Here is a 13,616-nt window from a genome sequence, read left to right as displayed (position 1 = left end):
CCTTATTAAGAATTAAAATACTGTTCTAAAAAAGCCGTTAAACGACGTGATGCAATAGGTAATGGTTTTTCTGCTAACCAAGTTTGCGGATCAATGTCATCACCCACGGTTAATTTATATTTTATCCGTGTGCTTGGCATTTTATACCATGGTTGATTCTTCTTGAAATTCAACGGTGACATTTCAATTTTTATAGGCGTAATTACCTTAGCACTACGTAACCCTATAGAAACTGCGCCACGGTTAAGTTTTACAATACCATCCCACCCTGTTCTCGTTCCTTCGGCAAACAAAAGTAAAGGCTGTGTTTTTAACACATCATCACATTCATGCAATAGTTCTTCTGACTGAGTATTTGGTAAAAATCCGCAAGATAATATCTGCGTTCTCATTGAAGGATTATTTAAAAGATCCTGCTTTACCACCACATTAAATTTCGCATTTTGACTAAAAATTAGGACTACATCTAGCAGCGAAGGATGATTTGCAATAACAAGTTGTCCTGCACGTCCCAATTTTTCAAATCCAATATATTCCACCTCTAGTACGCCTGCGAAAGTGAGATATTTTACAAAAAACCGCCAACATTTATTGACAATTAATCGTGCTTTTTGTTGCTCTACTAAACTATGATGTGGATAATTTTTTGCATATTTATACAAAACAATTTTTGATAAAAAACCTACTACGCCAAAAATTACAAATCCAAATGTCGTACCTAAAAAACGGCGTAAAAAATCTAATTTCGCTGCCACTCCCAGCATCCTCCGTTGCTTGCTTCACTCCGCCAATCCATACAACCTTTTGCCATTTTATTTACCCACAATATTGCATTATCTAGTTGGGTTTGATCTGCTGGCAAAATTGGGGAAGTGTGCCGTGTTAATTTAAATTTATCTCCTGCTTCAATTAATAGGCATAATGCATAATCAAACGGTAAGCGTTTAATCGCCACAGGAAATCTGTTTTCTAAAAATGATTCACAAACAGCGACTAAAACTTGTGAATGCCCCTCTGAAAGTAATAAATACGCTTCCAATAATGCTAATTCAAAACTGTCTTTTTGCGCTGAAATAGCCGTCATCTCCTGTGTGACTTTTCGTGCTTCTGACCATTGTCCAATCATCGCATTATGTACTGATAAACTAAATGAAGTCGGCGAAACTTCACCACTTTTCAAAAGCGTTTCCCAAAGTTCAAAACTGCGATTAATTTCACTGTTTAATGAAGCATACACTACTGGAACATTGGGATTATCACTAACTAAATCCCACGCGGCTTGAAAAAATAAACGACTTGTAGGATTTAAGCGACGACGTTTTAATGGTGGAAGAAAAGTTAACGCAGGCATAAAACTATCTCGTTTATCAACCATAGACAAAAATGCCGTTTCGTCTAATTGCCAATCACTTTGTGATAAATTTTTGGAGGTGACAATTTGATAATCTTTTACTGAAAAACAAAATGTTAAACTATTTTTACCCATATATTCGTCATTTTTATTATTTTTAAGATAATGGCGCACGATTATAGGTAAATCGCAAAACACACGCAAGCCTTACACGATGAAAGGAAAGTACAACTTAGTACTACGCTTAATACAAAGTTTTATCTATTCTATTGATTTTAAAGGGAATTTTTTACTTGAATGGTGCCTAGGGTCGGACTCGAACCGACACGGTTATTCACCGGCGGATTTTGAATCCGCTGCGTCTACCAATTTCGCCACCCAGGCATAGGAGGTGTTTGATGTGGGCTATTATACGAAGTTATTTATGCCTTGCAACAAAAAAATAATACTTAACATCTGTTTGCTATAAAATTCAGCAAGTTATCTTAAAAGCGAGGACTATGCCTCGCATTTTTTTAGAATGATATTACCTAATGCGGTAATATGTGCAGGTTGGGTATTAAGTGCAGGAATGTATTGAAAATCTTCTCCGCCATGATGTAGAAAATATTGGCGATTTTCTTGCGCAATTTCTTCAACTGTTTCTAAGCAATCTGCCGAAAACCCTGGACATACTACCGCAATTTTACGAATCCCCTCTTTAGGTGCTGTTTTCATAAATTCATCGGTATAAGGCGAAAGCCATTCCTCACGCCCGAAACGAGATTGAAACGTCATGCCCCATTGTTTCGACTCTAACCCTAACGTTTCGATCACTTTTTGAGTAGTTAACTCACATTGTTGACGATAATTATCCCCTTCTTGTTCATAACGCAAAGGAATACCGTGATAAGAAAATAAAAGGAAAGTATCCTCTTTTAAATAGCGACGAATAGTTTGAGCAAGTGCCTGAATATAATCAGGATTATCTGCATAATTATGAATAAATTCAAATGGCGGTAAATCACGACGATTTTGCCAAATATTAACGAAAGCATCAAAAACCGCAGCCGTAGTTGTGCTACTATATTGTGGAAAAAGCGGTAAAACGATAAGTTTTTCTATTTTCTTCCGCATTAAATTATCCACTGCTGTCGTTAAATTAGGTTGACCATAAGTCATGGCTAATTCAACTTCGGCATCAATGCCTTTTTCGCGTAAATATCGTTGCACTAACTTTTGTTGTTGACGAGAAACAGCAATCAACAAAGAACCTTGTGCAGTCCATGAATGTTGATAAAGTTCTGCAACACGTTTAGCCCGATGTGGCAAAATAATGGCTTTTAAAAGTGGCCACCATTTCCATGCGGGGAGATCCACCACTCGTTTATCTCGCAAAAACTGCCACAAATAATCAGATACCGCTTTAGGCGTTGCCTCTGCAGGCGAGCCTAAATTCACTAAGATGACACCAATTTTTTTACTCATGACTCAATCACCGATAAAGTTAAACGTGAGCGACAGCAAAGTTTATTTTCAGAATTTAGTATATCTATCTGCCAAACGTGTAATTTATTGCCCAATTTAAGAGGTGTAGCGACTGCTCGTGCTATATCCCCTTTTTTCATTGGGCGAAGGTGACTTGCATTAATTTCAGCCCCTACGGTTACATACGGTTCTTCAACACAATAAAATCCTGCGGCAGAGCCAACGGTTTCTGCTAACGCACAAGAGATACCACCATGCAACCAGCCCATTGGTTGCGTTGTTTTTTCTGTAATAGGCATTTTTGCCTCTAACCAATCATCCCCATAGTTCGTAAAACGAATACCTAAGTGAGAAACTGCACAATCTGCACAACTTTGGTTTAATTCATCTAAGTTAATTTCTTTTTTCCAAATTCCCATACAGTGCCTCAAAATTTAATCCAAATGGATCCTTATAAATATGGTTGCTTTAACTGCGTGGCTATTTTGCCATTTAGATAAATAATATCCTTGATTTTGCACAAGTTAAATAAGATTAATTTTCATTAAAAATAATGACGCCCCAATTTTCATAAATTTTTTTGAAATTTAGGGCGTATATAACATTTTAGACGAGTGCGTCTTCGTTCTCTTCTAAAGTACGAATGCGTACTGCTCTTAAAACATCATAAACAAAAATCTTACCATCACCTATTTTGCCTGTTTGTGCGACTTCAACAATGGTGTCAATACAATCTTCTACCATCTCATCAGATACTACAATCTCAATTTTGACTTTAGGTAAAAAATCAATTGCGTACTCTGCTCCACGATATAATTCAGTATGCCCTTTCTGGCGCCCGAAACCTCGTACATCCGTTACAGTCATCCCATTAATACCTAGTTCAGATAAACTTTCACGAACATCATCTAATTTAAATGGTTTAATAATGGCCTCGATTTTTTTCATACCTTTTTCCCTAGTCACGACGTGCTGATTTCGGACGGAAGCTTTTTATCACTTCAGGTTTGGTATCAATATAAATACCATTAATTAATTGTAAGCAGTATGGCACAGCAGCGAAGATCCCTTTTACAATCACGTTCCCTTCACTGTCTTTCACCCCTTCTAGTGTTTCCGCAATGGCTTTTGGTTGTCCTGGTAAATTTAAAATAAGGCTTTCTTTACGGATAACCCCAACTTGGCGAGAAAGAATCGCAGTTGGCACAAAGTGCAAACTGACTTGACGCATTTGTTCGCCAAATCCTGGCATTTCACGATCCGCTACGGCAAGCGTCGCATCAGGTGTAACATCACGTTTGGCCGGTCCTGTTCCCCCTGTGGTTAAAACAAGGTGACAATGTTGTTCATCAACCAATTCTTTTAAAGTCTGTTCGATAAGCGGTTGTTCATCTGGAATTAATCGTGTTTCTACAAGAAATGGTTCTGTTAAGGCATTTTCTAACCAAGTTTGTAATGATGGAATCCCTTGATCTTGATAAACCCCACTAGATGCACGATCTGAAATAGAAACTAACCCAATTTTTAACATTGTCATAATATCTCCTAATCAAAATGGAAATAAAACAGGCACAAGCAGTACCGTAACTAGCATTACAAGTACGGTAAAAGGCACACCTATTTTCATAAAATCACTAAATTTATAATTACCTAACCCCATTACCATCGTATTTACAGGCGATGAAATAGGCGTCATAAATGCGCTTGATGCGGCAATGGCTACCACCATCACAAAAGGAACAGGAGAAACATGTAAATGAATTGCCATTTCTACGGCTATAGGGGAAATTAAAATCGCCGTTGCCGTATTTGAAATAAAAAGCCCCACCAATGCACAGGTGACAAATAATATCACTAAAAGCGCATGCATATGCCAATCGCTGGCAAAAATAAGTAATTTATCAACAATAAAAGCGATACCTCCTGTTTTTTGCAAAGCAATCGCAAAAGGCATCATGCCAATAATAAGAATTAAACTCGACCATTGTAAAGATTGATAGGCTGATTTTGCATCAATACAACCAAATTTTGCGAGCATTAAACAACAAATTAAAGCGGCTATCACGTTGGGTACGATACCAAAAACCATTAAACAGACCATAACCGCAATGGAGAATAAAGCATAAGGTGCCTGGCTTAGAGCAGGTGCAGCTTGTTCAATTTCTTCTGGAAAATCAAGCATAAAGAAATTTTTAGTATTTTGACGCATTTTTTCAATCAATTTCCATGCACCAACAACTAGTAGAATATCCTCTGTTTGTAAAGGTTCTTGCATGAGTTCAGTTTCAATTATGGCGCCATTTCGCTTAATTCCAATGATATTCACACCATAACGTGAGCGTAAGTGCAATTCGCTGATAGGCTGTCCTAAATAAGGCGTATCGGGTACGGGCGTAATTTCAACCATGCCCAACAAGCGACTTTGTTGATTAAAATGAACGGCAGATAGTTCTGCTGGTACAAGATCATGGGTTTGACAAAAAGACGTAAAATCTAGATCGGGGTGGCTAATATCGACAAGTAAAATATCTTTTGTATGAATTTCCATTTTACCAATCCCTTCAACATGTAAGGTAGAACGTAATCTTTTCCAACGTTCTATTGCAATAACATTAATCCCGAACAAGGATCGTAGTCCTAATTCTTCTATCGGATGACCTATAAAATCTGAATTTTCTCGCACCACAACCCGTCGCATTTGGTCCGTAATATGGTATTCCGCAATTAGATCATGAATAGAAAAATGTGAATTACCTTCTTCTTGAGATAACTCATCACCAAGATAACGTCTTGCGAAAAGCATATAAAAAATACCAAGCAGTAAAATGACAATTCCGATGGGAGTAAAGGAAAAAAAGGAAAGACGTTGATGAGTAAGGCGTAGTAGCTCCGCATTTACAATAAGATTTGGCGGCGTGGCAATGAGAGTCAGCATGCCACTAATTAAAGCGGCCATGCTAAGTGGCATCATTAATCTACGTGGGGAAATGTGCATTTTTCGACAAATTAGTAAGACAACGGGGATAAATATTGCGACAACCCCCGTAGAACTCATAAATGCCCCAAGCCCAGCCACGGCAAGCATAAGCAAAATTAGTACTCGTGTTTCACTATTTTTAGCACGCCGTAATAACCATTCACTGACAGAATAAGCGACTCCTGTCCGAATAAGCCCCTCACCTACCACGAATAATAATGCGATAAGAATAATATTGGCATCACTAAAGCCAGCAAAAACCTCAGGTAAAGTTAAAATACCAGAAACACTGAAAGCCAACATGACCAACAATGCGACAACATCCATGCGAATTTTATTTTGCAAAAATAAAAAAATGGCAATAACAAGGAATATTAACGTTAAAATGAGTGAATAATTCCAACCTTGTAACATGGCGAGCATAGATTGCCTCCCAGTGTTTTATCAAGTTATTCTACGTATTTTTTGACAGGTCCAAAACTCTTTCTATGCTCTGGTAAAATGCCATATTCTGCAAGCTTTTCAAAGTGTAATTTTGTCGGATAGCCTTTGTGTTTAGCAAAACCGTATTCTGGATGTTTTTCATCTAATGCGTACATCTCTGCATCACGTGCCACTTTGGCTAAAATAGAAGCCGCACTAATTTCTGAAACTCGATCATCTCCTTTTACAACTGCTTGCGCAGGCATTGGTAATTCAGGAACACGGTTACCATCGACAAACACAAATTCAGGTGTGATTTTTAGTCCTTGTACGGCACGTTGCATGGCTAACATCGTAGCATGCAGAATATTAAGTTCATCAATTTCTTCTGGCGTAGCATAACCAATACTCCACGCTAACGCTTTTTGTTTGATTTCTTCCGCTAACGCATCACGTTTTTTTTCACTTAATTTTTTACTGTCTTTAAGTCCTTCTATCGGATTGGTCGGATCTAAAATAACGGCTGCTGTTACCACATTCCCAACAAGCGGACCACGTCCGACTTCATCGACACCTGCAATATATTGCACATTTGGGTAAATAATTTCTTCCACGTTTTATTCTCTTTCTAGTAATTGTTTTACCGCCATTGCGGCTTGTTTATCCGCATCGCAACGGATGTAATCGTGTAACTCAGTAAACTGAGTCACCAGCTTCTCACGCTTTTCAATCGCTTCTGTCGCATCACTTAAATAAACTGATAATGCATTCGCAAGTTTTTGAGATTCACAATCGTGTTGGATTAATTCTGGCACAATCGGTGCATTTGCCAATAAATTAGGTAAGGAAATATATGGTGTTTTAACCAATTTTTTTGCCAACCAATAGGTTAATGGTTTCATTTTGTACCCCACCACCATTGGTGATTTACATAGCATTGCCTCCAACGAGGCTGTTCCCGATGCTAATAGGGTTGCTCTGGCAACTTGCATCGCCTCACGAGCATGACCATCTAACAAAATCATTGGAAGATCAGGTGCAATCTCCGCCTTAATTTTTTCAAATTGCGCACGGCGTTTTGCATTTGCTAATGGCACTAAAAACTGTAGATTCGGGTATTGTTTTTTTAATAATAATGCCGTTTTTAAGAAAGGTTCGCTTAAAAAGCCTACTTCTGAACCACGACTCCCTGGTAAAATAGTGAGATAAGTCTGATTTGGATCGATATTTAATGTTTTTGCTGCCGCCACTACATCTGGTTTTAATGGAATTTGATCCGCCATACTATGCCCAATAAACTGACACGGCACATTAAACTTATCGTAGAATGCTTTTTCAAATGGTAAAAATGCCAAAACAAGATCGGTTGCTCGTCCAATTTTATGCACACGTTTTTGACGCCACGCCCACACGCTTGGGCTCACATAATGGATCGTTTTAATCCCACTCTGTTTTAATTTTTCTTCAACGTACAAATTGAATTCAGGTGCATCAATACCAACAAAAATATCTGGTTTTTCGGCAATTAAGCGTTCTGTTACTTGTTTGCGAATTTTCAATAGGCGTGGTAAATGACTTAAAATTTCCGCCAATCCCATTACAGCAATTTCTTCCATGTTTACCCACGTTTCCGCACCTTGTGCCTGCATTTTATCGCCGCAAATGCCGACGAATTTTGCGTTTGGATATTCTTCTTTTAAGGCTTTAATCAGAGCGCCACCAAGCATATCGCCAGAAATTTCTCCCGCAACAAGTCCAATGGTTGGATTATCTTTTTGCATACTTTCCTCATAATAAAAAACACCGCATACTAAGACGCGGTGTCATAAAATATTCCGAAAATCGGGGCGTAATATTAACGAATGATTCCGCGCGTAGAGCGTTTAAAGAAGTCTAGGAAGAAACTGATTGCGCTATCTTGTTTTGCGTATTGTTCAATTTCAGGCATAACTTCTTCAATTGTCTTACCACTACGATAAATCAATTTATACACATTGCGAATATCACGTAGAGTTTGTTTATCAAAACCACGACGTTTTAATCCTTCGATATTTACCCCAAATGGACGTGCATGATTTCCTTGAGCAACCACATATGGTGGCACATCTTGGCTAACCATTGAACCGCCACCAAGCATTACGTGCGCACCAATAATAACAAACTGGTGAATTGCAGACATACCGCCCACAATGACAAAGTCATCTAATTCTACATGCCCTGCTAATGTCGCGTTATTCGCTAAAATACAACGGTTTTTAATTTGGCAATCATGTGCGATATGTGAATTGATCATGAATAAATTATCATCACCAACTCGTGTAATCCCGCCGCCTTGTACGGTTCCACGATGGATAGTCACGCTTTCACGAATGCGGTTACGATCGCCAATGATCGTTTTTGTATCTTCGCCTTTATATTTTAGATCTTGGTTAACTTCGCCAATTGACGCAAATTGGAAAATTTCGTTATCTTCGCCAATAGTGGTGTGCCCATTGACAACGATATGCGAATGAAGAATCGTCCCTTTTCCAATTTCAACATTTTTACCAATTACACAGAAAGGACCAATTTTGACATTTTCGCCAATTTTAGCGCCTTCTTCTACAATACTTGTAGGATGAATTTGCGCTGTTGGATGAATTAATTCCATACACCTACCTTATGCTTTTTTACGACGTGCACACATTAAGTCTGCTTCACAAGCTAATTCACCATTTACACTTGCACATGCGTGGAAAACAGAAATACCACGACGTTCTTTGGTGTAAGTGATATCTAAAACAAGTTGATCACCCGGCACTACAGGACGTTTAAAGCGTGCATTGTCAATTCCTGCGTAGTAATAAAGCTCGTTATCTAATTTACCATTTGTTAAACACGCCAAAATGCCTGATGCCTGTGCAAGAGATTCTAGAATAAGCACACCAGGGAAAATCGGTTCATTAGGGAAATGCCCTGTAAAGCATGGTTCATTCACACTAATGTTTTTAATTGCACGTAAAGATTTACCTTCTTCGTACGCTACAACACGATCAACGAGTAAGAACGGATAACGGTGCGGTAAATACTTCATTAATTCATTTGCTTCAATAACGTGGTTTTCTTGTGTGGTAATTGTCACGATAACCTCTTTAAAAATTTTCTATTGTTTGAGTTGTTAAAAATGCGAGCAATTATAAAAGATTTTTCATGCAATACAAAATCGAATGAAAAACACGCTAAAATTTCTTTCAGTTTGATCTTAATCACTATTTAAACCATGTAATTTTTATACACTTTACCTAGCCTTTCCACATAACAATATAATATTTATTTTTGGAGGTCGTATGTTATATAAAAAAGAATGGCTAAAAGCTCTCATTCCCATCATTATAGGGTTCATCGTATTTTTCATTCCCCAGCCAGAAAGTTTATCCATTAATGCTTGGATTTTTACCAGTATTTTTGCAGCCCTTATCATGGCATTGATTTTAGAACCTGCCCCACCTGCATTTCTTGGCATTATTGGTGTTGTCATCGCTGTATTATTTAAGGTCGGACCTGTTGGTTCTGGAGCCATAAATAACGCAACATCAGCAGCTCAAGCGATCAAATGGGGATTAAGCGGTTTTTCCAATACCGTTGTTTGGCTTATTTTTGTTGCATTCATGATTGGTCTTGGCTATAAAACCAGTGGTTTTGGACATCGCTTAGCTCTTTTCCTCGTAAAAAAAATGGGGCGAACTACACTTGGGCTAGGTTATGCTATTTCCATTACGGATGTGATCCTTGCACCTTTCATTCCTTCAAATGCCGCACGTAGCGGTGGGATCTTATATCCAATGGTAACCAGCATTCCACCTATGTTTGGTAGTTACCCTGACAAAGACGCTAAAAAAATTGGCGCTTATCTTGCTTGGACAGCCTATGCCGCCACTTGCGTTTCCTCTTCCATTTTCTTAACTGGTCAAGCACCAAACCCACTTGCTGTAGAATTAGCCGTAAAAGCAGGGATTCCAATGGTTGGTTGGGGAGGTTGGTTTGTCGCATTTCTTCCTGTTGCTATCATTTTATTCCTCCTCACTCCTCTACTCACTTATTGGATATACCCACCAGAAATAAAAGATTGTAAGAAAATCAGTGCTTGGATTGATGAGGAATACAGTAAATTAGGTCCAATGAATAAAAAAGAAATTGCAATGATGCTAATTAGTATTCTTGCATTAATTCTTTGGATTGGAAGTAAATTCTTTGGTATTCATCCAACAACAACAGCATTAACTATTCTCGTTCTTATGTTGATGTTTAGAGTTATTACTTGGGATGAAATGTTAGGAAATCGCCCTGCTTGGAATGTTCTCCTATGGTTTGCAACCCTCATTACTATGGCATCAGGGCTTAAAAACGTAGGTTTCCTCGCATGGTTAGCGAGCGAAGCAGGAAGTTATTTCCAAGGTTTATCACCAACTTGGGCGGTATTAGGATTATTAATCCTATTTTGCGTACTACGTTATTTCTTTGCCTCTGGGACCGCTTATACAACAGCGATGGTTGCGCTATTTGCGACATTATTGCAACACATCCCGGGCGTAAATCCTTCAGAAGCAATGTTAATATTATTACTTCCAATGGGATTAATGGGGGTTCTTGCACCTTATGCAACTGGACATAGTCCCGTATGGTTTGCCTCACATTACGTAAAAAGTAGTGACTTCTGGCGACTTGGTGCAATTTTTGGCTTAATATTTTTAGTCATTTTTATCCTCATTGACATTCCATATATTCATTATATATATCCATATCTAAGCCATTTTTAGATAAAATACGCATGAAGGTAGATATTTTTTTGATATCTACCTTTTCTTTATCTCTTTATTTTTAAATAAAAAAATAAATTAATCATTTCATGTTATCGTTTTTCCAACTAAAAGCGTTTATGTTTACATCAAGTTGCCTACTATATCCCCAAACAATAAAAAATTTCCATTTTTTTCAAAAAAATAGTTGACGAGAGGGGCTCATATCAGCATAATGCACCCCGCAACGCTGATGAGGCAACGCAATAAAGTAAATGGCTATGTAGCTCAGCTGGTTAGAGCACAACACTCATAATGTTGGGGTCACAAGTTCGAATCTCGTCATAGCCACCATTTTGCGGAACTGGCGAAATTGGTAGACGCACCAGATTTAGGTTCTGGCGCCGAGAGGTGTGTGGGTTCAAGTCCCTCGTTCCGCACCATCATCACTTTGCAAAGACAATTTTATAGTAATTGGGGTATCGCCAAGCGGTAAGGCACTGGGTTTTGATCTCAGCATTCCAAGGTTCGAATCCTTGTACCCCAGCCACTATAAAATGACAACACAATATCTTCGGATGGGGTATCGCCAAGCGGTAAGGCACTGGGTTTTGATCTCAGCATTCCAAGGTTCGAATCCTTGTACCCCAGCCATATTGTTTAAAATATAAAATGGCTATGTAGCTCAGCTGGTTAGAGCACAACACTCATAATGTTGGGGTCACAAGTTCGAATCTCGTCATAGCCACCATTTGCGGAACTGGCGAAATTGGTAGACGCACCAGATTTAGGTTCTGGCGCCGAGAGGTGTGTGGGTTCAAGTCCCTCGTTCCGCACCATTTTAAACAACACTTTCCTGATTGGGGTATCGCCAAGCGGTAAGGCACTGGGTTTTGATCTCAGCATTCCAAGGTTCGAATCCTTGTACCCCAGCCATATCTCCTTATTTCCATTGAATTATAGTTAACTTTTAATCTATTAATTTTATCTTATAAAAATTTTATTTATACTTATTCCCTATTTACCCCTAATTTATTTTATCCTTTTTAGCTTTCGTTATATATATTTTAGTCATATTGAATGCCAAATATACTTATATTTTACATATAATAAGCAATAGTCTATTTAAAACACAATAGCATAAATTTTTTTAATTTGTTAAATTATTAATTTTAAAGTATATTTAAAGAAAATTTCAATTTATGATACAACTAATAACCCTATTTTTTGTATCACTTTTTATGAGGTAATTATGGAGATCCTTATTGGTTTAATCACAATTATTGCTGTCGGCTATTACATAATGAAAGGCTACTCTGCCACTGGTATTTTATTAACTGCGGGCATGTTTCTATTACTAGCCAGTGTTATTTTAGGTCATCAAGTCATTCCTGCAGATAAATCTACTGGTTCAGCTTATTTAGATGTCGTTGAATATGTAAAAGATTTACTCCTAAAACGTGGTGGCGGTTTAGGTATGCTAATTATGATTTTATGTGGCTTTGCAGCTTACATGAGTCATATTGGTGCAAATGACATGGTAGTAAAACTCGCAGCGCATCCACTCCAATATATAAAATCTCCATATTTCTTAATGATCATTGCTTATTTCCTCACTTGTTTGATGTCTTTTGCGGTAACATCCGCTACAGGACTTGGTGTTTTACTCATGGCAACGATTTATCCAATCATGGTAAACATGGGGATTTCTCGTGGTGCAGCAGCGGCTATCTGTGCTTCACCTGCTGCCATTATCCTTTCACCAACATCAGGCGATGTCGTGTTAGCGGCAGAAATTGTTAAAGTTCCTCTCACCAAATTTGCGTTTAGCTACACACTTCCTGTTTCAATCATCGCCATTATCAGCATTGCTATTTCTCATTTCTTCTGGCAAAAATATCTCGATAAACGTGAAGGTTTTGTTCCTGAGCCAATTGAAATGGAAGTAAAAGAAATCAAAACTAAAGTCCCTACTTTCTATGCAATTCTTCCATTTACCCCAATTATTGGTGTGCTAGTCTTTAATGGTCAAATTGCACCAAAACTAGATATTATTACTATCATTATCCTGTGCTTAGTCCTTACAGCAATTCTTGACTTCATTCGCACCTTTGATGCGCAAAAAATGTATGCTGACTTAACGATTACCTATAAAGGTATGGCAGATGCTTTCTCTAGTGTGGTTATTTTATTAGTGGCTGCTGGCACTTTTGCTCAAGGTTTAAGTACTATCGGTTTTATCAGCTCACTTATTCATTCAGTACAAGCGCTAGGGAGTGGTAGTGCTGTTATGATGATTATGCTTGCTTTAATCACTGCACTTGCGGCAATCGTGACAGGTTCTGGTAACGCACCGTTTTATGCGTTCATTGAGCTTATTCCACGCTTAGCAACACATATGGGGATTAATCCTGCTTATCTAACTATTCCAATGCTACAGGCCTCAAATATTGGACGTAGCTTATCACCAGTATCTGGTGTTATCGTGGCCGTATCTGGTATGGCAGAAATTTCACCTTTTGCATTGGTAAAACGTGTTTCTGTCCCAATGGTTGTAGGCTTACTTTCTATTCTTATTTCAACTCAACTTTTGGTTGCAGCATAAATTGCATTATCAATAAAA

The 13,616-nt window shown here is 38.1% G+C and carries 13 protein-coding genes and 8 tRNA genes; 9 read left to right on the top strand and 12 right to left on the bottom strand.

The window, feature by feature from the left end; genetic code table 11:
- Positions 1–5: 5 nt before the first annotated feature.
- The 12 genes from EL259_RS07510 to fabZ all read right to left on the bottom strand — a co-directional run bounded on the left by EL259_RS07510 (position 6) and on the right by fabZ (position 9,339).
- Positions 6–755 (bottom strand): lysophospholipid acyltransferase family protein, encoded by a 750-nt coding sequence (locus EL259_RS07510; protein ID WP_126600411.1) that lies wholly within the window; start codon positions 753–755, stop codon positions 6–8.
- On the bottom strand, positions 740–1,486 hold the full coding sequence (locus EL259_RS07505) for a beta-ketoacyl synthase chain length factor (protein WP_126600409.1): 747 nt from the start codon (positions 1,484–1,486) through the stop codon (positions 740–742). The genes EL259_RS07510 and EL259_RS07505 overlap by 16 nt, the downstream gene beginning before the upstream one ends.
- A 163-nt stretch (positions 1,487–1,649) precedes the next feature.
- Positions 1,650–1,735: transfer RNA gene (locus EL259_RS07500), tRNA-Leu, on the bottom strand.
- A gap of 114 nt (positions 1,736–1,849) precedes the next feature.
- A complete protein-coding gene (gene hemH, locus EL259_RS07495; protein ID WP_126600407.1) occupies positions 1,850–2,818 on the bottom strand; it encodes a ferrochelatase in 969 nt (322 codons plus the stop codon).
- Positions 2,815–3,237 carry a hotdog fold thioesterase gene (locus EL259_RS07490; RefSeq protein WP_126600406.1) on the bottom strand — a complete coding sequence of 141 codons (423 nt, stop codon included), beginning with the start codon at positions 3,235–3,237 and terminating at the stop codon, positions 2,815–2,817. The genes hemH and EL259_RS07490 overlap by 4 nt, the downstream gene beginning before the upstream one ends.
- Positions 3,238–3,424: 187 nt before the next feature.
- The gene (locus EL259_RS07485; RefSeq protein WP_126600404.1) at positions 3,425–3,766 is read right to left on the bottom strand and encodes a P-II family nitrogen regulator; all 342 of its coding nucleotides are present in this window, start codon (positions 3,764–3,766) and stop codon (positions 3,425–3,427) included.
- Positions 3,767–3,776: 10 nt separating this feature from the next.
- Entirely contained in the window at positions 3,777–4,358 is a 582-nt protein-coding gene (gene mog / locus EL259_RS07480; RefSeq protein WP_126600402.1) for a molybdopterin adenylyltransferase, read from the bottom strand.
- A gap of 9 nt (positions 4,359–4,367) precedes the next feature.
- Positions 4,368–6,218 carry an SLC13 family permease gene (locus EL259_RS07475; protein ID WP_126600399.1) on the bottom strand — a complete coding sequence of 617 codons (1,851 nt, stop codon included), beginning with the start codon at positions 6,216–6,218 and terminating at the stop codon, positions 4,368–4,370.
- A gap of 26 nt (positions 6,219–6,244) precedes the next feature.
- Entirely contained in the window at positions 6,245–6,832 is a 588-nt protein-coding gene (rnhB, locus tag EL259_RS07470; RefSeq protein WP_126600397.1) for a ribonuclease HII, read from the bottom strand.
- A gap of 3 nt (positions 6,833–6,835) precedes the next feature.
- Positions 6,836–7,999, bottom strand: coding sequence for a lipid-A-disaccharide synthase (gene lpxB / locus EL259_RS07465; RefSeq protein WP_126600395.1), 1,164 nt, complete (start codon positions 7,997–7,999; stop codon positions 6,836–6,838).
- Between the two features lie 74 nt (positions 8,000–8,073).
- Entirely contained in the window at positions 8,074–8,868 is a 795-nt protein-coding gene (lpxA, locus tag EL259_RS07460; protein WP_126600393.1) for an acyl-ACP--UDP-N-acetylglucosamine O-acyltransferase, read from the bottom strand.
- A 9-nt stretch (positions 8,869–8,877) separates the two neighbouring features.
- On the bottom strand, positions 8,878–9,339 hold the full coding sequence (gene fabZ / locus EL259_RS07455) for a 3-hydroxyacyl-ACP dehydratase FabZ (RefSeq protein WP_126600391.1): 462 nt from the start codon (positions 9,337–9,339) through the stop codon (positions 8,878–8,880).
- A gap of 205 nt (positions 9,340–9,544) precedes the next feature.
- On the opposite strand from fabZ, the gene EL259_RS07450 reads away from it, so the two are divergent.
- From EL259_RS07450 to dcuC, 9 genes are all read left to right on the top strand, one after another.
- The gene (locus EL259_RS07450) at positions 9,545–11,014 is read left to right on the top strand and encodes a DASS family sodium-coupled anion symporter (protein WP_126600389.1); all 1,470 of its coding nucleotides are present in this window, start codon (positions 9,545–9,547) and stop codon (positions 11,012–11,014) included.
- Between the two features lie 256 nt (positions 11,015–11,270).
- Positions 11,271–11,347 (top strand) — tRNA-Met (locus EL259_RS07445).
- A gap of 4 nt (positions 11,348–11,351) precedes the next feature.
- A tRNA-Leu gene (locus EL259_RS07440) sits at positions 11,352–11,436 on the top strand.
- A 32-nt stretch (positions 11,437–11,468) separates the two neighbouring features.
- Positions 11,469–11,543: transfer RNA gene (locus tag EL259_RS07435), tRNA-Gln, on the top strand.
- 29 nt (positions 11,544–11,572) lie between these two features.
- Positions 11,573–11,647: transfer RNA gene (locus EL259_RS07430), tRNA-Gln, on the top strand.
- 20 nt (positions 11,648–11,667) lie between these two features.
- Positions 11,668–11,744 (top strand) — tRNA-Met (locus tag EL259_RS07425).
- A 3-nt stretch (positions 11,745–11,747) separates the two neighbouring features.
- Positions 11,748–11,832: transfer RNA gene (locus EL259_RS07420), tRNA-Leu, on the top strand.
- Positions 11,833–11,854: 22 nt separating this feature from the next.
- Positions 11,855–11,929, top strand: a tRNA-Gln gene (locus tag EL259_RS07415).
- A gap of 316 nt (positions 11,930–12,245) precedes the next feature.
- Positions 12,246–13,598 carry an anaerobic C4-dicarboxylate transporter DcuC gene (dcuC, locus tag EL259_RS07410; RefSeq protein ID WP_126600387.1) on the top strand — a complete coding sequence of 451 codons (1,353 nt, stop codon included), beginning with the start codon at positions 12,246–12,248 and terminating at the stop codon, positions 13,596–13,598.
- Positions 13,599–13,616 lie beyond the last annotated feature (18 nt).

Origin of the sequence: Actinobacillus delphinicola, assembly GCF_900638385.1 — a bacterium.
GTDB lineage: Bacteria > Pseudomonadota > Gammaproteobacteria > Enterobacterales > Pasteurellaceae > Actinobacillus_C > Actinobacillus_C delphinicola.
The sequence above is the reverse complement of the archived record's forward strand: the minus strand, read 5'-3'. Positions and strand labels throughout refer to the sequence as shown.

Excerpts from the sequence above, each read along its gene's own strand:
- EL259_RS07505 (WP_126600409.1), bottom strand. The coding sequence starts at position 1,486 with ATGGGTAAAAATAGTTTAACATTTTGTTTTTCAGTAAAAGATTATCAA.
- hemH (WP_126600407.1), bottom strand. The coding sequence starts at position 2,818 with ATGAGTAAAAAAATTGGTGTCATCTTAGTGAATTTAGGCTCGCCTGCA.
- EL259_RS07490 (WP_126600406.1), bottom strand. The coding sequence starts at position 3,237 with ATGGGAATTTGGAAAAAAGAAATTAACTTAGATGAATTAAACCAAAGT.
- EL259_RS07485 (WP_126600404.1), bottom strand. The coding sequence starts at position 3,766 with ATGAAAAAAATCGAGGCCATTATTAAACCATTTAAATTAGATGATGTT.
- EL259_RS07475 (WP_126600399.1), bottom strand. The coding sequence starts at position 6,218 with ATGCTCGCCATGTTACAAGGTTGGAATTATTCACTCATTTTAACGTTA.
- lpxB (WP_126600395.1), bottom strand. The coding sequence starts at position 7,999 with ATGCAAAAAGATAATCCAACCATTGGACTTGTTGCGGGAGAAATTTCT.
- lpxA (WP_126600393.1), bottom strand. The coding sequence starts at position 8,868 with ATGGAATTAATTCATCCAACAGCGCAAATTCATCCTACAAGTATTGTA.
- EL259_RS07450 (WP_126600389.1), top strand. The coding sequence starts at position 9,545 with ATGTTATATAAAAAAGAATGGCTAAAAGCTCTCATTCCCATCATTATA.
- dcuC (WP_126600387.1), top strand. The coding sequence starts at position 12,246 with ATGGAGATCCTTATTGGTTTAATCACAATTATTGCTGTCGGCTATTAC.